Raw genomic sequence first — 20,117 nt, forward strand, 5'->3', positions numbered from 1 at the left:
TTCACGGGCATTTTTCGGGAGGGTGTACCAGACAGGTTCCGCCCCCAAGCCCAGTAGGCTGGGAGACAAAGAACTCGGAGGTAAAAAACATGCTCGATTGGGACGACGAACCAAAAACCCAAACCAAGGCCGCCAACCCGAATGGCCCGGCCCCCGTCAATGTCGACGACAAGCGCGTGATCAACGGCGAGACCGACATCAACCAGCTGGCCCCGTTCAAGTACCCCTGGGCCTGGGAGTACTTCATGAACGCCAACAAGAACCACTGGACCCCCCTGGACGTGAACATGGCTCAGGACGTTTCCGACTACCACCACCGGCTGACCCCGGCGGAAAAGCACGTCTACGAGAACGTCCTGGCCTACCTCACCACCTCGGACATCCTCGCCATGCGCAACATCGGCCTGGCGGTGATGGAGAAAATGAGCGCCCCGGAACTGCAGATCTATCAGGCCCGCCAGGTGTACGAGGAAGCCATGCACACCTGGGCCTACCAGCACTGCATCGAGACTCTCAACCTGGACCAGAGCGAAATCTACAACCGCTACCGCGTGGTGCCGGCCATCAACGGCAAGATCCAGATCGCCAACCGCCGCCTGGACGCCGCCATGCGCCCGGACATGAACCTGCGCAACCGCGACGACCTGCAGGAGTTCATCATGAGCTACCTGTTTTTTGCCGCCGTGTTCGAGGGCACCTGGTTCTACAACGGTTTCAGCCCCATCTTCGCCCTGCAGCGCCGGGGCCTGATGCGCGGTACCGGCGAGCAGCTCCAGTACATCCTGCGGGACGAAGCCATGCATTTCTCCTTTGGCCTGAAAGTGGTGAACCAGATCGTCGAGGAAGAAAACATCACCTTTGACCCTAAAGCGGTGCGCGAGATGTGGGACGAATCCGAGGCCGCCGAAACCGCCTACGCCAACTACATCCTGCGGGACCCCATCCTGGGCTACTCTGCCGAGTATCACAGCGAGCAGTTCCGCTTTGTGGCCAACCGCCGGGCGCGCACCGTCGGGCTTGAGGAGCCGTTCCCGGGGGCAAAAAACGTCTCTCCCTGGCTCGACGAGCAGGCCACCCTGCGCAAGGAGAAGAACTTCTTTGAAACCCGGGTGATTGAATACCAGACCGGGGCGCAGCTGGAATGGTAGATTATCGATAAGCGTTGGTGCCGTGCGCCCTCGACCGGCCTGAACCATCCGGGGCCAGAGGGCGTATGGGTTTGGTAGAAGTGGCTTTGGGATTGCCCGGCTTTTCGATATTGTCCATGGGCGCGCCATCGTTCGCGTGACAGGCCGAGAGCTCTCCAGAGGTAAACCAGGTGAACAAACGACTTTCAAGTGCAATCGCCGCAACCCTGCGTCTTGCGTTCCTGGTTGTGCTCCTTGCGTCGCCGGGTGTTTCGACGGGCGACGACAGGCTGACGTTTGCGTTTGCCGAAAATGCACCACCCTACAGTTACTCGCTGGACAACCGGGCAGCGGGGCTGTTTCCCGAGTTGGTGCAACTGGCGTTCAGTTTTACGCCAGATTACTCCGTTAACAGTACGGTGATGCCCTGGTCCAGGGCTCAGCACAATGTCCGACGGGGCCTTGCCGATGGGTTCCTCACCTATCCGTCGGGGGAGCGACAGGACTACGCCATTTTTTCCGAGAAGCCCCTCTTTACACAGGACTTCGGCCATCTGGTGTACTCGGCCGACAATCCCAACGCCCAACTGATTGAATCCGCTTCTGGTTTTGCCGATCTCGCCGATCTCAAGGTGATTGTTGAAAAGGGTTCGAAATGGGAAGACGAGAATCTTCCAGCCTATCTGGAGCGGGTGCCAGGCCGCGACCTTGAGACCATGATGCACCTTCTCATGTTGCGGAAAGCCGGTGATTTTTTTGTGCAGCCCGCCGAAGACGCGAGATTCATCGCCCGAAAACTCGGCTATGGGGACCGTCTGAAAGTTCGCAAGGTGGATTTTATTCCCAATGCCCTGATCCCGTTTCACATCGGCGTGTCGCGGAACGCCCGCTCCGCGGCGCAGGTGATCCAACAGGTGGATGAGGTGATGCAGACCCCGGAATTCGTGTTGCAGCGGAACCAGCTGATTGAACGCTATCGATAAGGTCAGCCGGGTTCGTCACCTCCGGATTACCACGCTACACTTATCAAGCGACTGACCCGTTGTGAGAGGAGTCCGGCGGATGCCTGTAGGTCGATGTACCGCGGCCCTGTTGATAATCATCCTGACCCTGCCTGTCCTGGCCATTGCCAAAACCGTGCGTGAGCCGCTCGATGTGGTGCTGATGGTGTCCGGTGGCGAGCAGCGGCAGGTATACATGGAGCTGCTCCGAACATTCGAGGCGCAGCATCCTCACCTGGACGTACGCCACCGTGAATACGAACAGGAGGACTACAAGGCCAACATTGAAGGCTGGCTCACGGGCGGCAGCCAGGCCCCGGACGTGATGTTCTGGTTTGCCGGGCACCTGATGAACGATTTCTACAGCAAGGGGCTGATCCGGCCGGTCGGTGACCTTTGGCAGGCGCAGAACTGGGACACGGCGTTCCCGGAAGGTATTCGCAGGGTAGTCAGCTTTGCCGGACAACCCATGGGCGTGCCGATTGCCTATTATCACTGGGGGCTTTACTACAACAAGGCCCTGTTCCAGCGTCTTGGCCTGAACCCGCCTGCGACCTGGGACGCATTGCTGGAAGCGGGCAAGCGCCTGAAAGCCGAGGGTATTACGCCGGTGGCGGTTGGTACCAAGGCTGGCTGGACGGCCGCCGCCTGGTTTGACTACCTGAATCTGCGTCTCAATGGTCTGGCCTTCCATGAGCGCCTGATGCGCGGCGAAGTGCCCTTTGACGACGACCGGGTTCGGGCCGTGTTCGAACACTGGCAGCAGCTGGTAAAGGGCGATTTTTTCCTGCAGGGCCATGCCGGAATGTCCTGGCGCAATGCCCTGCCGTTCCTGTACCGGGGCCACGCCGGCATGATGCTGATGGGTGGTTTTGTGAAACCCCAGTTTCCGGATTCGGTGCTGGACAATATCGGTGTGGTGCGATTTCCCCTGCTCCAGAGCAACCTCGGCGTTTATGAAAACGCGCCCACCGATATGTTCTTCATACCTGCCGGTGCCGATAACCCGGAGGGCGCGGAAACCTTGCTGGCCTACATGGGCGAACCAGAGACCCAGGCCTGGTTTAATCACCGCCTGGGTACAACGGCACCCAACCTCAACGTGACCGGCTATCAGGATTCGATCGATGAGCAGGGCGGCAAGGTGCTGGCAGGCGCTGATGGCTACTCACAGTTTTTTGATCGCAACACCCCGCGCACACTGTCCAATCCGGCCATGGAGGTCTTCGTGGATTTCATGGCCGGTGACATGGACGTGGACCGTGCCTTATCGCGCCTTGAACGCCTGCGTGCGACGGTGTTCGGGTCGCCCGCAGAGGAGCCATTGGTTGCAGAGTGACCGCCGCCGGGGTTGGCGGCGACCGCACTCGGGTCCGGGGTCAGTGGCAGTGCGCGTGCGCGGCCGCGTCTTCATCCCGCGGATCGCCCATGCCACCCTTGAGGCCGTATTTGATCAGCAGCAGGTTGGCAGGCCAGGCCGCGAACAGACCCAGTGAGAGGGATACATACAGCGAGGACCAGAACAGGGCGTCGCCCATGGTGGACTTGCCGCCCAGGTAGAGGTCGGTGGTGATCGCCACAGACTCCATGACCACGATGCTGATGGTCTCGGCCACAAAAGCGCCCTTGAAGGCTTCCTTGAAAGGCATGCCATTCTGCATCATCGGCCCGATGTTGAGGGCAAAGCCAAAGATGTAGGCCAGACTGAAGGTGATAATCGCGGCCCAGAAGTTGCCCATGGCAAACAGGCCAACGGAAATGATCACACCCAGAATCTCACCGATACCACAGCCCGAGTAACAGTGCGCAACGGAACGAAAACCCTTGCGCGCAAGGCTGTCGGTGGGAATCTGTTTGCGCCCCGAAAAGCGGTAGATAGCGAGACCGATGGGCCCGGAGTAGAGCACGGTCAGGCCCCACACCCATTGCATCATGGAGGCAATGTGGCTGTTGCGGGTCCGAAGATCGTGGATGACCCAGGCAACGCTGGCAGCCACCAGGGCCAGCCAGATGCCAAGACCGGTCCAGGTGTCGATCAGATTCTGGATGTACTCGAGGCTCACGATCGGGACCCTCCTGTCGCTGGAAAATGAGCTTATAACCCTAGTCGTTAAGAAGGAGTTTCGGTTTTTCAACCCCGCGCCTGTTGCCGACCCGGCGTGAGGTTGCCTCCGACCTGTCTGTAAGTCCGAGCCTCTGCTACGTTTAAAGGAGTATTTTCCCGCTTTCGGAGGTTCCTATGTTTGTCGCTGAGAAAGCAACCGGACACCTGATCGAGGTGCTGGACACCCAGGCGTTGTTTGACCCCCACATGCCCGAAATTCGCGGCAGCCTGCACTATGGTGAGGAGGCCCAGGACCCTGAGCCCTTTGCCAAATCGGAACTGGCCTTTCCCTCCGGCGAGTCTCTGCCCCGGTGCTGGACCGATCCTGACTATCGCCGCCATGGCTGAGCGCTGCGGCGTCGGTTGAATCGCTGTGGCCCGTTCCCGACGGGCCCGGCCCTGTTCATTTTCTGTACCGATTTGAATTTCCCATCACGCTTCTGTAAGCTTTTTATTAATTGAACGTTCAATTAAAAAAGATCGACCGAATGTCTCCGGAAAGAGCGAACAAGACTTCGACGATCGAAGCGGTCATCAGGAAACGACATCGCCATGCCGAAAGTAGGAATGAAAGACACCCGCCGGCAGCAACTGATTGACGCCACCATGGCCTCGATCGCCGAGCTGGGCATGCAGAACACCACCATCGTGAGCATCAGCAAGCGGGCGGGGCTGTCGTCCGGCATCATCAGCCATTACTTCGGAGGCAAGCAGGGGCTGATCGAGGCGGCGTTGAGGTACCTGCTGGACCAGCTGGGCAAGGAGCTTCGGGAGCGCATGGCGAAAACCGACGGTTCGCCCGAGCAGCGGCTGAACTGCATCATCGAGTCGAATTTTTCCGAGTTCCAGCGCTCGGCGCTGGCGGCGAAAACCTGGCTCAGTTTCTGGGCCCGCTCCATGCATGAGCCCGGGCTGAAGCGACTGCAGCAGATCAACAACGCCCGGCTGTATAGCAATCTGCGCTATTCCTTCGCCCAGGTGCTCGCGCCCGAAGCCGCCACCGAGGCCGCCCGCCAGACCGCCGCCATGATTGATGGCTTCTGGCTGCGCAGCGCCCTGAGTCTGGACCCGGCGGAAAGCTTCGAAGCCGGCGAGCGGCTGTGCAAACAGTTTGTCCACGAGACCATCACCGGCACACACGCTCGGGTCACCGCCTGAGCACGCACGAATTCAGCGGCCCACAAGGCCCGAAGACATCGAATCGAGGTAAGCACTGACTATGTCTGCATCCGTTCCCGTTGTTCAGAACTTTGTCCATGGCCGGTTCCTGGCCAACAGCACCGGAGAAACCTTCCCGGTGGTGAATCCGGCCACCGGCCAGGTGATCTACGAAGTGGAAATCGCGGACGACGCCGTGCAGCAGGCGGCCATCGAAAGCGCTCGCGCCGGCTTTGCCGAATGGTCCGCGATGACGGCCATCGACCGTAGCCGGATTTTGCTCAAGGCTGTGGGCCTGTTGAGGGAGCGCAACGATGAGCTGGCCGCCGTGGAAGTGCGCGACACCGGCAAACCCTGGCAGGAGGCGGAAGCGGTGGACGTGGTTACCGGTGCCGACGCCATCGAGTTCTTCGCCGGCCTGGCGCCGTCCATCGAGGGCAACCAGCAGGATCTGGGTGGGGATTTCTACTACACCCGCCGGGAGCCGCTGGGCATCTGCGCCGGCATCGGTGCCTGGAACTACCCGATCCAGATCGCCTGCTGGAAATCCGCGCCGGCCCTGGCCTGCGGCAACGCCATGATCTTCAAGCCGTCCGAGGAAACCCCCATGGGCGCGGTGAAGCTGGCGGAAATTTTCATCGAGGCGGGCGTGCCGGCGGGCGTGTTCAACGTGGTGCAGGGCGCGGCCAAGGTGGGCCAGTGGCTGACCCATCACCCGGACATCGCCAAGGTGTCCTTCACCGGTGAGGTGGCCACCGGGAAGAAGGTGATGGCCGCGGCCGCGTCGTCCCTGAAAGACGTGACCATGGAGCTGGGCGGCAAGTCCCCGCTGATCATCTTTGACGACGCCGACCTGGAGAACGCCATCTCCGCGGCCATGGTGGGCAACTTCTACACCCAGGGCGAGATCTGCACCAACGGCACCCGGGTGTTCGTGCATGAGGACCTGTACCCGCGCTTTATCGAACGCCTGCTGGAGCGCACCCGCAACAACATCCAGGCCGGTGACCCGATGAACCCGGCCACCAACTTCGGTGCGCTAATCTCGAAAAAGCACCAGCAGCTGGTGCTGGATTACATCGCCAAAGGTCTGGCCGAGGGCGCCACCCTGAGCTACGGCGGCCGGGCGTTCGAGCCGGACGATTCGAAAGGCGGCTTCTTTGTGGAGCCGACCATCTTCACCGACTGCACCGACGACATGACCATCGTGAAGGAAGAAATCTTCGGTCCGGTGATGTCCGTGCTCACCTTCCGTGATGAAGACGAGGTGATCGCCCGGGCCAACAACACCGACACCGGCCTGGCCGCCGGCGTGTTCACCAACGACATCCGCCGGGCGCACCGGGTGATTCACCAGATTCAGGCCGGCATCTGCTGGATCAACAGCTACGGCGCTTCGCCGGCGGAAATGCCGGTGGGCGGCTACAAACTCTCCGGCATTGGCCGGGAAAACGGGCGCGAGACCATCGCTCATTACACCCAGCTCAAATCCGTTTACATCGGAATGCAGGATCTGGACGCCCCGTTTTAATCCCAGAGGCCACCGAGGAGCGTGCGTATGACAGAAAACCACTACGACTACATCATTGTGGGTGCGGGCTCGGCCGGCTGTGTGCTGGCCAACCGCCTCACCGAGGATGGCGACAAGCGGGTGCTGCTGCTGGAAACCGGCGGCAGCGACAAGAGCATCTTCATCCAGATGCCCACCGCCCTGTCCATTCCCATGAACACCAAAAAGTACGCCTGGCAGTTCGAGACCGAGCCTGAGCCGTACCTGGACAACCGCCGCATGCACTGCCCCCGGGGCAAGGTGCTGGGGGGCTCTTCGTCCATCAACGGCATGGTGTATGTGCGCGGCCACGCCCGGGATTTTGACGAATGGGAAACCGAGGGTGCCGCCGGTTGGGATTACCAGAACGTGCTGCCCTATTTCAAAAAAGCCGAGCAATGGGCCTTTGGCGGCGACGACTACCGGGGCGATAGCGGGCCGCTGGGCGTCAACAACGGCAACAACATGCGCAACCCGCTGTACAAGGCCTTTATACGGGCAGGGGTAGATGCTGGATATCTGGAAACCGACGATTACAACGGTGCCCGGCAGGAAGGCTTCGGCGCCATGCACATGACGGTGAAGAATGGCCGGCGCTGGTCCACCGCCAACGCCTATCTGCGCCCGGCCATGGACCGTCCGAACCTGACCGTGGTCACCCACGCCCTGGTGCACAAGGTCTTGCTGGAGGATAAAACCGCCACCGGCGTACGTTACGAGCAGGGTGGCAAGGTGCATGAGGTGCGGGCCAGCCGGGAGGTGATTCTCTCGGCCGGCTCCATCGGCTCACCCCACCTGTTGCAGCTCTCCGGTATCGGCAAGCGCGAGGTGCTGGAGCAGGCCGGTATTGAGGTGCAGCACGAGTTGCCCGGCGTCGGCGAGAACCTGCAGGACCACCTGGAGTTCTACTTCCAGTTCCGCTGCAAGCAACCGGTGTCGCTCAACGGCAAGCTGGACTGGTGGAACAAGCTCAAGATCGGCGTGCGCTGGATCCTGCGCAAGGATGGCCTGGGCGCCACCAACCACTTCGAGTCCTGCGGCTTTATCCGTTCCAAGGCAGGCGTCGAGTGGCCCGACCTGCAATACCATTTCCTGCCCGCGGCCATGCGCTACGACGGCAAGGAGGCCTTCGATGGCGATGGCTTCCAACTGCACATCGGCCACAACAAGCCGAAAAGCCGTGGCTTCGTGCATGTGCAGTCCGCCGATCCCAGGCAGGCACCGCGCATCCGCTTCAACTACCTGGAACACGAAGCCGATCGCGAGGGCTTCCGGGATTGCGTGCGCCTGACCCGGGAAATCATCAGCCAGCCGGCCATGGACGAGTACCGGGGCGCGGAAATCCAGCCCGGTGCCGAGGTTCAGAGCGATGAGGAAATCGATGCCTTCGTGCGCCAGGCGGTGGAGAGCGCCTATCACCCCTCCTGCTCCTGCAAGATGGGTACGGACGAGCGGGCGGTGGTGGGCCCGGATACCCGGGTACACGGCATCCAGAATCTTCGGGTGGTGGATTCGTCCATCTTCCCGACCATACCCAACGGCAACCTGAACGCGCCTACCATCATGGTGGCCGAGCGGGCGGCCGATCTGATCCGGGGCAGGGAGCCCCTGCAACCTTCTGGCAAACCTGTGGTGATGGACGACCAGTGGCAGGCACGCCAGCGACCGGGACAGCCAAAGCGCGCGCTCGCCTAGCGCGTGGCCATCCCGCCTGGGCGTGCAAGGCGCCCGGGGTTTTGCAAGCCCTCAGGATTTCCCTATCAGCGCGACGGCATCCCGCCGTTTTCGGGCGCCGGATAGGCAAGTCCTGGGTTTGTGTCCGATTCGAACCAAGTAGAGGAGGAACACCCATGCTGTGCACTACACTGACAAGGAACAACCGGAGGGCAATCCGATGACACTCTGGTTATCCTCAGGACTCATTTTTACCTTCGCCGCCATTGCCCTGATTCTGTACAAATGGTGGGACATGCAGTGCATCGGCGTAACGCCGGTGCGTACGCTGACGTTTATTGCCATCCTGTTCACCTCCGGGCTCGATGTGGGGCTGATCATGTTCCCGCTCACCGAGTTCGGCGGCTATGGCGACCTTTCAGCCAGTCCGGAATACGGCTTCGCCAACCCCCTGGCCATCGAATTCGGCTTCTGGGCCTTCCTGATCTGGGGCTTCTATTTCCTGACCTGTTTTTACTTCGCCATCATCGAACCGCGGGTCAAATTCTTCGAGATTCCACTGGTCAAGCTGGTGAACAACGTGGTGATTATCGGCACCTGTGCCTTCACCGCCTACCTGCTGCTGGTAAACCTGCCCTGGTACCTGCCGCAGCTGGGTGACGGAGAATCGGTGGTGCCGGCGTTCTACGTCATCGTGTTCCTGTCCATCGCGCTGGCGGTGTACTCGAGCTCGAAGATCAAGTACGTGCGCATTCTGTCCATTGGCTCCAGCATTCTGTTCATTGCCCTGATTGTGGGGATGTGGTTCCGGGCGTTTGTCCTGGGCAAGGGTTCTCCCGGGGATTTCTTCGGCACTGCCGGTATGCTGGGGGAATACTTCGCCAACATTCATCACTTCGTGCTGCCGATCAATGACTACCACGCCTTCTACCTGTTCTGGTGGTTTGCCTGGAGCATCATGATTGGCCAGTTCACCGCCCGGTTTGTCAGCGGCATCAAGACCTGGCAGCTGCTGATTGCCATGCTGGTGGTGCCGTCCATTGCCATCGGGGTGTGGTTCAGCGTGCTCTACTATTACCACGCCGAGGGCCTGAAGATTGCCGCCTTTACCAACATCGCGATGATCTCGGTGGGCGTGTTGATGGTGGTCAATTCGCTGGATTCCCTGATCCGCCTGTACACCGATAACCTGAACCTGACCGCGCAGCGGCTTGGCCGGGTGAACTACGTGATCTTCAACCTGGTGGCCATGATCGGGCTGACCATGCTGTTCCAGCTGGATTTTCTGCGCATCCAGTGGGTGGGCGCGTTGGTCATCGCCCTCTACTTTGCCTGCTTTGTGTATATCCTCGCTCGCAAACGAGAGGCCGTGGCTGCCATCAAAGCGTCACCGAAGGAAAATATTCTGGATTTCCGAAAGATTGAACTTGCCGGTTAAGGCCCCATGAATAAGGCGCGGGCAGGAATTTCCCGACCCCGGATTGGAAGAAGGGGTTGCCATAGGCTTTCCCTATCTGTGGTTTGGGAATTATCAATTTTATCCGCGCCATCATTATCCGTACTTTATGCGCCGTAAATTCATCGACTTAGAAATCCACTAAAAAGGAGATATCTTTAGATGGGCATCATCAACAGCGAGATCAAGCCGTTTAACGCCACTGCTTTCAAGAACGGCGAGTTCGTTGAAATCAGCGAAGCCGACGTAAAAGGTAAGTGGGCTGTCTTTTTCTTCTATCCGGCCGACTTCACCTTCGTCTGCCCCACCGAGCTGGGCGACGTGGCTGACAAGTACGAGGAGCTGCAGAAGCTGGGCGTGGAAGTGTTCTCTGTGTCCACCGACACCCACTTCACCCACAAGGCGTGGCACGATACGTCCGAGACCATCGGCAAGATCCAGTACTACATGGTGGGCGACCAGACCGGCACCATCACCAACAACTTCGGTGTGATGCGTGAAGGCCAGGGCCTGGCAGACCGCGCCACTTTCGTGATCGATCCGGACGGCATCATCCAGGCCGTTGAGATCACCGCCGAAGGCATCGGCCGTGACGCCGACGACCTGCTGCGCAAGATCAAGGCTGCCCAGTACGTGCGCAAGCACCCGGGCGAAGTGTGCCCGGCCAAGTGGAAGGAAGGCGAAGAGACCCTGGCTCCCTCCCTGGACCTGGTTGGCAAGATCTAAGCCTCTCTACCGAGACGCTTATCCACAAAAAACCCCGGATTTTCCGGGGTTTTTTGCGTCTGCAGGAACCTGCGCTTACTGGAGGGCCTCAAGGATGGCCTCGGCGCTGGTCTGGTCCAGGCCCTGGGGATCCACGTTCAGCAGCTCCACCTTGCCGTCGTTCACGATCATCGCGTAGCGCTGACTGCGGATGCCCATGCCGTTGGCCGTGCGGTCCTGGGTCAGGTCCAGGGCTTTGGCAAACTCGCCCAGGCCGTCGGCCAGCATCACGATTTCCTCGGCGTTGTGGGCCTTGCCCCAGGCGTCCATCACGAAGGCGTCGTTGACGGATGTGCAGACAATGGCATCCACACCCTTGGCGCGCAGCTTGTCGGCATTCACCACGAATCCCGGCAGATGGGCCGCAGAGCAGGTGGGGGTGAAGGCGCCGGGGACGGCAAACAGCACGGCTTTCTTGCCGGCAAAGAGGTCTCGGGTGCGGACCTTTTCCGGGCCTTTAGCGCCCATCACCTGAAGTTCGATATCGGGCAGGGCATCACCTGGCTGAATCGGCATTGCGTTAGTCTCCGTTGTTGTCGTTGTTGAAATAGTCCGCGCCGCGGGCCTTGAGACGATAGAACTCCTCGATCACCCCGGCCATCGCGTCCGGACAGTAAGGGCGCAGACCACTGAGCACCAGTCGCTTGGTTACCTCCCCCATGGGCCGGTTATCGGCCATCAGGCGGTACTCCAGGAGCACATTGCCACGTTTGCCGGCGGCGTCCAGGCTGGCGTTGTGCAGCTCCAGTCCCGGCGAGGGCAGCTCAAGGCTGTCGAGGGCCAGGCTCATGCTCTCGTACATCACCATGGGGCGATCGGGATTGAACATGACCCCGTTCGACTCCATTAAAGGTTTCAAGGTGTGCGGGAAGTTCTTGCCGGAAGCCGACACATAGGCCCGGGTGATGTCCTCAATCAGGCCGTCGTCCCGGGTGGTGGCGCCGCTGCGGTCTACTTCGATATATACCTTGTCGGCGTCATCCCGGATTTCCAGGCCGCCTTCGGTTTCCACAAAGTGCAGGGGCACGTTTTCGCCAAGCAGGCTGCGGAAGCGGAACGTCATTTGCTCCGACAGTCCGTAGCGGGCCAGCACCAGGGCGAACAGCAGGTCGCCCGGCACGCAGAAGCGGCGGGCATCGGGATCGTGGATGGGGTTGAAATCCCCGGCGATCTCCTTGGCGAACTGGCTGGCCTGGCGCGCTGAAATAACGATGCGTCCGTCCTGGACGGAGTGGAAACGGTCTAGAAACATGCGTTGCCTATTCTGAATGCCGAAGAATGATGTTACGTCAGTCTGACACCATGATACTGCGGCATCCGGCGGGGGCATATGCGCTATTGGTCAAGCGCCTGATACGTGGGATCAAGCTATATAGGGATGCCCTATTAATCCATTTGTGGCAATTAATTTGAGCCTTTTTTTGACAGGCCGTATCGTTGCGCCAACTTTTAAATAACCCCTATTCAATTCAACTACTTGCTATTAACACATAAAGGAGAAGCGCGAACATGTTGGATGCCAACATCAAGGAGCAACTGAAGGCGTATATGGACAAGCTGCAGCAGCCCATCGAGCTGGTGGCAGCCTACGACGACAGCAAGAAGTCACAGGAACTGCGTGCGCTGCTGGAAGAGCTGGAGCCGATGTCCCCGAAAATCAGCCTGCGCACGGAAGAGGCCGAAAACGTGCGTCGTCCCTCCTTTGCCATCAACCGTGTTGGTACCGAGATTGGTGTGCGCTTCGCCGGCATCCCCATGGGCCACGAGTTCACCTCCCTGGTGCTGGCCCTGCTGCAGGTGGGTGGCCACCCGTCCAAGGCGTCCCAGGACGTGATCGAGCAGATCCAGTCCCTGGAGGGCAAGTTCGAGTTCGAGACCTACTTCTCCCTGTCCTGCCAGAACTGCCCGGACGTGGTTCAGGCCCTGAACCTGATGAGCGTGCTGAACCCGAACATCAAGCACACATCCATTGACGGCGCCCTGTTCCAGGACGAAGTGGAGCAGCGGGAAGTCATGGCCGTGCCCAGCGTGTACATGAACGGTGAACCCTGGGGCCAGGGCCGGATGACGCTGGAAGAAATCGTGGCCAAGCTGGACACCAGCTCCAGCGAGAAGGATGCCGAAAAGATCAACCAGAAAGACACCTTTGAGGTGCTGGTGATCGGTGGCGGCCCGGCCGGCGCCTCGGCCGCCATCTACGCGGCCCGGAAAGGCATTTCCACCGGCATTGCGGCCGAGCGTTTCGGTGGTCAGGTGGCAGACACCATGGGTATCGAGAACCTGATTTCCGTGCCCTACACCGAGGGCCCGAAACTGGTGGCGGCCATGGAGCAGCACGTCAAGGAATACGATGTGGACATCATGAACATGCAGCGCGCCGAAAAGCTGATTCCCGCTTCCCGCCCGGGCCAGCCACACCAGGTGCGCCTGGAGAACGGCGCGACCCTCAAGGCCCGCAGCCTGGTGCTGTCCACCGGTGCCCGCTGGCGCCAGCTGGGTGTGCCCGGCGAGGCGGAATACCGGAACAAGGGCGTGGCCTACTGCCCGCACTGCGATGGTCCCTTGTTCAAAGGCAAGCGTGTGGCCGTTATTGGCGGCGGCAACTCCGGCGTGGAAGCGGCGATCGACCTGGCCGGTATTGTCGGCCACGTGACCCTGATCGAGTTCGGTGCCGAGATGCGCGCCGACGAGGTGCTGCAGAAGAAGCTGCGCAGCCTGAAGAACGTGGAGATCATCACGTCCGGCCAGACCACCGAGATCACCGGTGAGAACGGCAAGGTGAGCGGCCTGAACTACACCGATCGCAACAGCGGTGAGTCTCATCACGTCGCCCTGGAAGGGGTCTTTGTCCAGATCGGGCTGGTGCCCAACACCGAGTGGCTGAAAGGCGACATCGAGCTGAGCCAGCACGGCGAGATCATCGTCAACGACCGCAACGAGACCTCCATTCCGGGTGTGTTCGCGGCCGGCGATGCCACCACCGTGCCCTACAAACAGATCGTGATCTCCATGGGTGAGGGTTCCAAGGCGGCACTGAGCGCCTTCGATTTTCTGATCCGCAATTCCGTGGAAGAGAGCGAAGACGAAGCAGCGTAATCAATCAACAGCCGCCTGATGAGAGGGAAGGCACCGGAGTCATCCGGTGCCTTTTTTCTTATACCCACATTTTTAACAAGGTTTTTCTGGCCTACAGGAAACAAGATCGTCATACTGTGAAACCTGTACATAAAGTGGTCACTAGAGCGGCGTCACGGACCGATGGGCGAGTCATGAAAGGTTTCCTGTATCCCCTCCAGATTCTGCTGTTCAGCGCAAGCCTGCTGGGCGCGCCTGTGATGGCGCAACCGGTGGTCCGCATTGCGGTCCCGGACATTACCAGCCTGCTGTCGGATAATCGTGACGGTGTTTACCAGAAGATCCTGCACAGGGCTCTCCAGGGGCTCGACGTGGCGGTGACCGAGCAGTTCTTCCCCTACAAGCGGGCGATGATGGTGTTCGAGGAGCGCGGCACCGATTGTATTTATTCCTTCTCGGACGTGCTGAAGCGTCGACTGGGCGAAGACGCCGTGATAGCGAGCTTTCCGCTCGGCAAATTCACCTATTACCTGTTTACTCCCCGGGAAGCCGATCCGGTCAGCAGCCTGGCACAGCTTGAGGGCAAAGCCGTGGGCGCGGTGATTGGTCACGAGGTCTACCTGGATGCGGTCCTGGAAGACCGGGAGCTGAAGGTGATCTGGTCGAAGAGTGATGCCCAGAATCTGGCGATGCTCGAGCATCGGAGATTCGGCGCCATGATCGCCGCCGTGCCGGATGTTCGGCCATTGCTGGACAACCTCAGCTACGATCCGCAAGCTCCCCTGCTTGAAAGTTATGATCGTCTGACCTGCCACAACACCCCAGACAACCGGCAGTTCCTGAGCCGGCTTTCGACCCGCCTGAAGGCCCTGAAAGAAACCGGCGTGTACCGGGAACTGGCCGGAGATCTGTACCTTGAGTTTGAAGACCGGGTGCCAGAGCCCGGGTCTTCTGTTCTGAACTGAGACATTGGTAACGCCCACCTGCTTGTCTGTTACCCGACAGCTCGGTAGCTTATTGCCGTATAAGCCAATGCTGCCAGATCATCCAGAGGGTGATGCGTTACATGAAGTCCTATCCAGCCCTTTTGCTGATCGTTTTTCTGTTTCTGCTTGCAGGCTCGCCGGCTCAGGCCGGACAGAGGCCGAGTGTTGTCTTCCTCTCCCCGGACGATTCCCGCTTCTGGCAGATGGTATCCGGATTCATGACGGCAGTGGCTGGAGACCTCGACATGGATCTCGAGGTGCAGGTAGATCGCGCCAGTCACCGCTTCAGCTATCTGAGGATGGCAGAACGGGTGCTACGGCGGGAGCAAAAGCCGGACTACCTGGTATTCATGTGCAAGGAGCATGTGACCGAGGCCATGCTAAGGATGGCCGATGAGGCCGGTGTAAAAGCCTTTACCTTCAACACGGATGTGCCGGAGGCTGCCCGGGCGGCTATCGGTACGCCCCGCACCGCCCTGAAGGGCTGGATCGGCCACCTCGCGCCGGACAATCTTGCGGCCGGCCGCGCGCTGGCGACACTGCTCGGGCAGCGGGCCGGTCAGATGGGGCTGGGGCCCGGGCCGAGCCTGCCCATGGTGGCCCTCTCCGGAACCCTGGATTCCTCCGCCGCCAAGGACAGGAACCGTGGTTTGCTGGCCGCCGCTGTTCAGCAACGCACCCGATTGCTCCAGCTCCTCTACGCAGACTGGAGTCGTGAGCTGGCCCGGGAAAAAACCGCTGTCCTGCTGAAGCGCTATCCCGACCTCGTCACCCTCTGGAGCGCCAGCGATGGCATGGCCCTTGGCGCCCTTGAGGCCGCGCGGTCTGCCGGCCGGAAGCCTGGTGAAGATCTGCTCGTGGGTGGCGTCGACTGGGAGCCAGAGGCGCTGGAGAAGATCCGTGAGGGCGAGCTTCTGGCCAGTTTCGGTCGGCATTTCATGGGCGGAGGCCTGGTCTTGCTGCTACTGCACGATTACCACCTGGGGTGGGATTTTGCGGATCTGTCACCCGACTACGTGTTCAGCTACCAGCTGGAGCCGGCAACCCGGGAAAATGTCGATCAGGTGCAGCGCATCATGGCTCCGGAAAACTGGAAGACCGTGGATTTCCGGCGTTTCAGCCGGACCAGGGGCGAGTCTTCCAGTACGCCCGTCAGCCGTGTCGACGATCTGATGAACGCCTTTTCCCGGGCCCTGGTGGCACACCCGGCGGGATCCTGAAGCCTCAGGCCCCGGGAATCTCCTGCTCGAGACGGCGGAGGCCGGCCTCTTCCAGCTGTTGCCCACTGAACAGGTGGCCGTAGGCGGCCCGCACACCCGAGACGATGAAGTCGTGGGGCACGTCGTCGAACAGACCGTGGTCGTTGACGTATTCCATGTGGGCCTCACCTTCCTCGGTGTATTCCTGGAACATGGAGTCGTGCACGCCATCAAACTCCAGCGGCGCCACCTTCATCAGTTCGCACAGCTGGCGATTGAAGGCCGGCGTGGCTTTTACCCACCGGTCGTTGAGAAACAGCTCGATGTAGCCGTGCATCCGGAAGATATCCGAACGCAGCCATTCGATCAGCCTGGGGCTGGAGAGATGGTTGCGGACATCGGCCAGGCCCAGCCGGCTGGGAATGCCCAGGGAGCGGGCGGCGGCGCCCAGCAGTACCGCCTTGGGAATGCAGTAGGTTTCGCCGCTTTTCAGCGCGTAGCTGGCGCTGAAGGTGTGGGCGTCGGTCTGGAACACGTAGGGGTTGTAACTGATGCCATCGCGCACCGCCAGGTAGAGCGCTTTGACCTGTTCTACCGGGTCTTCGGGCACGCCTTCCAGCCGGGATTCCATCCAGGCTTGCACGTCGGGGTGCTCGTAGTCGAAGAAGTCGGTGGGCTGGAGGTAGCGTTGCATAATCGTGGTCCGGTCTTTTGATCAACCCCCGATCCTGGGCAATCCACACCCGGGAGGCAATGGCGGGATCCGCCAGAACCATTGCCGAAACTGCTCAGATGGTGAGATTTGCAGCTTAACGGTCCCGCATTAATTCGTAGGTGCACATATTCACCGCCGACGCCAGATTCAGCGATTCAATCTGTCCCTGGCCGTGAATGCTGTAGGGCACGGCCTGCAATTGGTCCAGTGCCTCCCGTGGCACGCCCCGGGCTTCGTTGCCGAACAGGTAGCAGTCGTGACGGTGGAAGCCGACGGCCGTCGTGGACTCGCCGTTGAGGTCCAGGTAGGCAAGGCTCTGGTAGCGGGTGCCCAGGTCCGACAGGCCCACATCGGTTTCCAGTGGCACATGGAACAGCGCGCCCATGCTCGCCCGCACCACCTTGGGATTGAAGGGGTCCACGCTGCCCGGACTCAGCAGGCAGCGGAAACCGCCGAACCAGGCCAGGGTGCGCAGAATGGTACCCAGATTTCCCGGGTCCTGAACTTCGTGCAGGTAAATGGCGTTCTCGCCCGGCACCGGCTCGGCCGGACGCGCCGGCATAGGCACCACAGCCAGGATGCCCTGGGGTGTGCGGGTGTCGGCCAGCTGGGCCATCTGGCGGTCGTTGATCACGTGGGTTGTAAACGGGCTTTGCCATTGCTCGTAGGCACCGGTGACATAGAGCTGTGCAGCCGCCAGCGCCGGTTCCCGGGCCGCCGCTTTCTGCAGCTCCAGGATCAGGTGCTCGCCCTCCACCAGGTAATGACCAAACGACTGCCGGTACTTTTTCTGGTGCAGTTTTTTGATGTCGGCGAGGTTCACAGGGCCGGTCTCCCGTCGGGTGGGCGTGGTCGGTGGCAGAAATCACCGGAAGCTGGCGGAATTGTACGTGTGGCCGACCCGGTTGTCAGGATTTTGCCGCTTCCCCGCGCGCCACGTACAATTAATCCCACGCGTTCCCCGATCTGAAGAGACCCAATGGCCCGATCCAAAAGCAGTAACCGCTGGCTGGAAGAGCACGTTAACGACCCCTTCGTGAAACAGGCGCAGGTGGACGGCTACCGCTCCCGTGCCAGCTACAAGCTCCTGGAAATCAACAAGAAAGACCGGTTGATTCAGCCGGGCATGGTGGTGGTGGACCTGGGTTCGGCGCCTGGCGGCTGGTCCCAGGTGGCGGCCAACCTGGTGGGCCACAAGGGCCGGGTGGTGGCCTCGGACATCCTGCCCATGGACGCCATTGCCGGTGTCGAATTCATCCAGGGCGACTTCACCGAAAATGACGTGTTCGATGCCCTGATGGCCACCCTCGGAGACAACCCGGTGGACGTGGTGATCTCCGACATGGCGCCAAACATCAGCGGCGTGACCGTGGCCGACCAGGCCGCCTCCATGTACCTGGTAGAGCTGGCCCTGGATATGGCCAGCCAGGTGCTCAAGCCCAAAGGCAGTTTCCTCGCCAAGGTGTTCCAGGGCGAGGGCTACGACGAGTACCTGAAATCGGTGCGCGCCGTGTTCGACAAGGTGGTGGTGCGCAAGCCCGATTCCTCCCGGGCACGGTCCCGGGAAGTCTACATTCTGGGCAAGGGCTTCAAGGGCTGACTCAGCCGGCAGCCCGGTCAAACCCCTGCATCACATTCACCGCATTCACGCCGATGGCGTCGACATCGTAGCCGCCCTCCATGGTGAACACCGTAGGCAGCCCGAGCCGGGCCAGGCGCTCGCCCAGGGTCAGGTAGTCGCCGGAGGTCAGCTTGAAGAAGGAAATCGGGTCGTCCTCGAAGGTATCGACGCCCAGCGCCACCACCAGCGCGTCCGGCTGGAACCTGGCGATTCGCTCACAGGCGGTTTCCAGGCCCTGGCTCCAGACGCTGTAGGGCGTGTTGGGCGGATACACGATGTTCAGGTTGTAACCCTCCCCGTCGCCCTCGCCGGTCTCGTCTTCAAACCCCAGGAAATGCGGAAATACCAGGTCCGGGTCGCCGTGCAGGCTGAGGGTCAGCACGTCGTTGCGCTGGTAAAAAATAGCCTGGGTGCCGTTGCCGTGGTGAAAATCCACATCCAGCACGGCCACCCGGCCATACCCCTGGTCCCGGAAGGCCTGGGCCACGATGGCCGCGTTGTTGAAGAAACAGTAGCCCCCGAACAGGTCGGCATGGGCGTGGTGGCCCGGCGGTCGGCATAGGGCAAAGGCGGCGCGCTCGCCGCCGGCCACCAGCTTCTGGGCGGTGAGGGCAACGTTGGCAGAGGCCCGGGCGGCTTCCCAGGTGCCGTCGGAGATGGAGGTTTCCGCGGCGAAGCTGTAATAGCCCAGGCGGCCGTCGATGTCTTTGGGCAGCCGGTGGCGCATACCACGCCCGGCCCACACCGCCGGAATGGCTTCACCCGGCTTGCCGGCCGCCTGCCAGTCCTGCCAGCAAGTCTCGAGAAAAGCCACATAGTCGGCGGTGTGCACCCGCTGGACTGGCCCAAGGCCGAACTCTTCCGGCTCAAGGATCTCACCGAGCCCCTGGTCCTTCACCCGCGCCAGAATGGTTTCCGCCCGGGAGGGCTTCTCGTGGGGTTCGATCAGCAGGCCGCCGTCCAGTTCGGTTTTTACATGGCGGCGGCTGTGCAGGGGCGAGAAAACGGTTTTCATAGTCGGGTCCTTGCTGAGTGTTCCGGGGGCCTCGTGGCTCAATACCGGCAAGTGTGGCAGGCTGGGAGCGTAAACAGGGACAAGGGATTACCGCAATGGCACGCAACACCGGTGAACCATGACAGAGCTGCTCACGGAACCGACCCTGGTGGAAACACTGGGCCAGATATGCGGCCTGGTGGCGCTGGCGTTCTGCATCGCCGGCTTTGCCAACAAGAACGACGACCGGCTGCTGGTGCTGCTGATCTCCGCCAACGTGGCCTTTGCCCTGATGTTCGCGTTCTTCGAGAGCTGGACCGCCTCCGCCCTGACCGTGCTGGTGATCGTGCGCATTACCCTGGCCCGCAAATACCAGGGCAACTGGCCGATCATGCTGGCGATGCTGGCAGTGAACCTGGTGGTGGCCTGGTTCACCTGGAAATCGCCCACCGACGTGTTTCCCCTGGCCGCTGCCGTCTTTGGCACGGTGGCCATGTTCATGCTTCGCGGCATTCCCCTGCGCATCGTGCTCGGGCTGGCGGCCCTGTGCTGGATGCTGAACAACATCGTGATCGGCTCCGTGGGCGGCACCCTGGCCGAGGGCATGGTGCTGGTCACCAACCTCATCACCATCATCCGCCTGTACCGGCTGCAGAAAAAGTACCCGGACTTTTCACCGGGCCGCTGATCCCG

General features: G+C 60.9%; 20 protein-coding genes. 14 read left to right on the forward strand and 6 right to left on the reverse strand.

What is annotated here, in order from left to right:
• Positions 1–89 precede the first annotated feature (89 nt).
• The 3 genes from ACFC20_RS14300 (at position 90) to ACFC20_RS14310 (ending at position 3,467) form a co-directional block, all read left to right on the forward strand.
• The gene (locus tag ACFC20_RS14300) at positions 90–1,148 is read left to right on the forward strand and encodes a ribonucleotide-diphosphate reductase subunit beta (protein ID WP_375193600.1); all 1,059 of its coding nucleotides are present in this window, start codon (positions 90–92) and stop codon (positions 1,146–1,148) included.
• Between the two features lie 170 nt (positions 1,149–1,318).
• Positions 1,319–2,110 carry a substrate-binding periplasmic protein gene (locus ACFC20_RS14305; protein WP_375193601.1) on the forward strand — a complete coding sequence of 264 codons (792 nt, stop codon included), beginning with the start codon at positions 1,319–1,321 and terminating at the stop codon, positions 2,108–2,110.
• Positions 2,111–2,189: 79 nt separating this feature from the next.
• On the forward strand, positions 2,190–3,467 hold the full coding sequence (locus ACFC20_RS14310) for an ABC transporter substrate-binding protein (protein ID WP_375193602.1): 1,278 nt from the start codon (positions 2,190–2,192) through the stop codon (positions 3,465–3,467).
• Between the two features lie 40 nt (positions 3,468–3,507).
• Here the strand turns inward: ACFC20_RS14310 and ACFC20_RS14315 are convergent, their stop codons facing one another.
• A complete protein-coding gene (locus tag ACFC20_RS14315; protein ID WP_375193603.1) occupies positions 3,508–4,191 on the reverse strand; it encodes a DUF4396 domain-containing protein in 684 nt (227 codons plus the stop codon).
• A gap of 176 nt (positions 4,192–4,367) precedes the next feature.
• Here ACFC20_RS14315 and ACFC20_RS14320 point away from each other — a divergent pair, with 176 nt between their 5' ends.
• From ACFC20_RS14320 to ahpC, 6 genes are all read left to right on the forward strand, one after another.
• Positions 4,368–4,580 carry an acetyltransferase gene (locus tag ACFC20_RS14320; RefSeq protein WP_375193604.1) on the forward strand — a complete coding sequence of 71 codons (213 nt, stop codon included), beginning with the start codon at positions 4,368–4,370 and terminating at the stop codon, positions 4,578–4,580.
• A gap of 204 nt (positions 4,581–4,784) precedes the next feature.
• Positions 4,785–5,390, forward strand: a complete 606-nt coding sequence (gene betI / locus ACFC20_RS14325) for a transcriptional regulator BetI (protein WP_375193605.1) — start codon at positions 4,785–4,787, stop codon at positions 5,388–5,390.
• A gap of 61 nt (positions 5,391–5,451) precedes the next feature.
• A complete protein-coding gene (betB, locus tag ACFC20_RS14330) occupies positions 5,452–6,921 on the forward strand; it encodes a betaine-aldehyde dehydrogenase (RefSeq protein WP_375193606.1) in 1,470 nt (489 codons plus the stop codon).
• 27 nt (positions 6,922–6,948) lie between these two features.
• Entirely contained in the window at positions 6,949–8,634 is a 1,686-nt protein-coding gene (gene betA / locus ACFC20_RS14335; protein WP_375193607.1) for a choline dehydrogenase, read from the forward strand.
• Positions 8,635–8,794: 160 nt separating this feature from the next.
• Positions 8,795–10,051 carry a BCCT family transporter gene (locus ACFC20_RS14340; RefSeq protein WP_375183337.1) on the forward strand — a complete coding sequence of 419 codons (1,257 nt, stop codon included), beginning with the start codon at positions 8,795–8,797 and terminating at the stop codon, positions 10,049–10,051.
• Positions 10,052–10,231: 180 nt separating this feature from the next.
• Positions 10,232–10,795: an alkyl hydroperoxide reductase subunit C gene (gene ahpC / locus ACFC20_RS14345; protein WP_091989094.1), complete on the forward strand. Its 564-nt coding sequence runs from the start codon at positions 10,232–10,234 to the stop codon at positions 10,793–10,795.
• Between the two features lie 75 nt (positions 10,796–10,870).
• On the opposite strand, the gene ACFC20_RS14350 is transcribed toward ahpC, so the two are convergent.
• Positions 10,871–11,350 carry a peroxiredoxin gene (locus ACFC20_RS14350; RefSeq protein WP_375183336.1) on the reverse strand — a complete coding sequence of 160 codons (480 nt, stop codon included), beginning with the start codon at positions 11,348–11,350 and terminating at the stop codon, positions 10,871–10,873.
• A 4-nt stretch (positions 11,351–11,354) separates the two neighbouring features.
• Entirely contained in the window at positions 11,355–12,086 is a 732-nt protein-coding gene (locus tag ACFC20_RS14355; protein ID WP_375183335.1) for a DUF3581 family protein, read from the reverse strand.
• Between the two features lie 257 nt (positions 12,087–12,343).
• Here ACFC20_RS14355 and ahpF point away from each other — a divergent pair, with 257 nt between their 5' ends.
• The 3 genes from ahpF to ACFC20_RS14370 all read left to right on the forward strand — a co-directional run bounded on the left by ahpF (position 12,344) and on the right by ACFC20_RS14370 (position 16,115).
• Positions 12,344–13,930 carry an alkyl hydroperoxide reductase subunit F gene (gene ahpF / locus ACFC20_RS14360; protein WP_375193608.1) on the forward strand — a complete coding sequence of 529 codons (1,587 nt, stop codon included), beginning with the start codon at positions 12,344–12,346 and terminating at the stop codon, positions 13,928–13,930.
• Between the two features lie 173 nt (positions 13,931–14,103).
• Entirely contained in the window at positions 14,104–14,874 is a 771-nt protein-coding gene (locus ACFC20_RS14365; protein WP_375193609.1) for a hypothetical protein, read from the forward strand.
• Between the two features lie 101 nt (positions 14,875–14,975).
• Positions 14,976–16,115, forward strand: a complete 1,140-nt coding sequence (locus ACFC20_RS14370) for an ABC transporter substrate-binding protein (protein WP_375193610.1) — start codon at positions 14,976–14,978, stop codon at positions 16,113–16,115.
• A 4-nt stretch (positions 16,116–16,119) separates the two neighbouring features.
• On the opposite strand, the gene ACFC20_RS14375 is transcribed toward ACFC20_RS14370, so the two are convergent.
• Positions 16,120–16,788 carry a transglutaminase family protein gene (locus ACFC20_RS14375; RefSeq protein ID WP_375193611.1) on the reverse strand — a complete coding sequence of 223 codons (669 nt, stop codon included), beginning with the start codon at positions 16,786–16,788 and terminating at the stop codon, positions 16,120–16,122.
• Between the two features lie 115 nt (positions 16,789–16,903).
• Positions 16,904–17,632 carry a TrmH family RNA methyltransferase gene (locus ACFC20_RS14380; protein ID WP_375193612.1) on the reverse strand — a complete coding sequence of 243 codons (729 nt, stop codon included), beginning with the start codon at positions 17,630–17,632 and terminating at the stop codon, positions 16,904–16,906.
• Between the two features lie 156 nt (positions 17,633–17,788).
• Between ACFC20_RS14380 and rlmE the strand changes: the two genes are divergently transcribed.
• A complete protein-coding gene (gene rlmE / locus ACFC20_RS14385) occupies positions 17,789–18,409 on the forward strand; it encodes a 23S rRNA (uridine(2552)-2'-O)-methyltransferase RlmE (protein ID WP_375193613.1) in 621 nt (206 codons plus the stop codon).
• A 1-nt stretch (position 18,410) separates the two neighbouring features.
• Here the strand turns inward: rlmE and ACFC20_RS14390 are convergent, their stop codons facing one another.
• Positions 18,411–19,445 (reverse strand): histone deacetylase family protein, encoded by a 1,035-nt coding sequence (locus ACFC20_RS14390; protein WP_375193614.1) that lies wholly within the window; start codon positions 19,443–19,445, stop codon positions 18,411–18,413.
• A gap of 118 nt (positions 19,446–19,563) precedes the next feature.
• Between ACFC20_RS14390 and ACFC20_RS14395 the strand changes: the two genes are divergently transcribed.
• Positions 19,564–20,112, forward strand: a complete 549-nt coding sequence (locus ACFC20_RS14395) for a YgjV family protein (protein ID WP_375193615.1) — start codon at positions 19,564–19,566, stop codon at positions 20,110–20,112.
• Positions 20,113–20,117: the final 5 nt, after the last annotated feature.

Origin of the sequence: Marinobacter sp., from assembly GCF_041984545.1 — a bacterium.
Lineage (GTDB): Bacteria > Pseudomonadota > Gammaproteobacteria > Pseudomonadales > Oleiphilaceae > Marinobacter.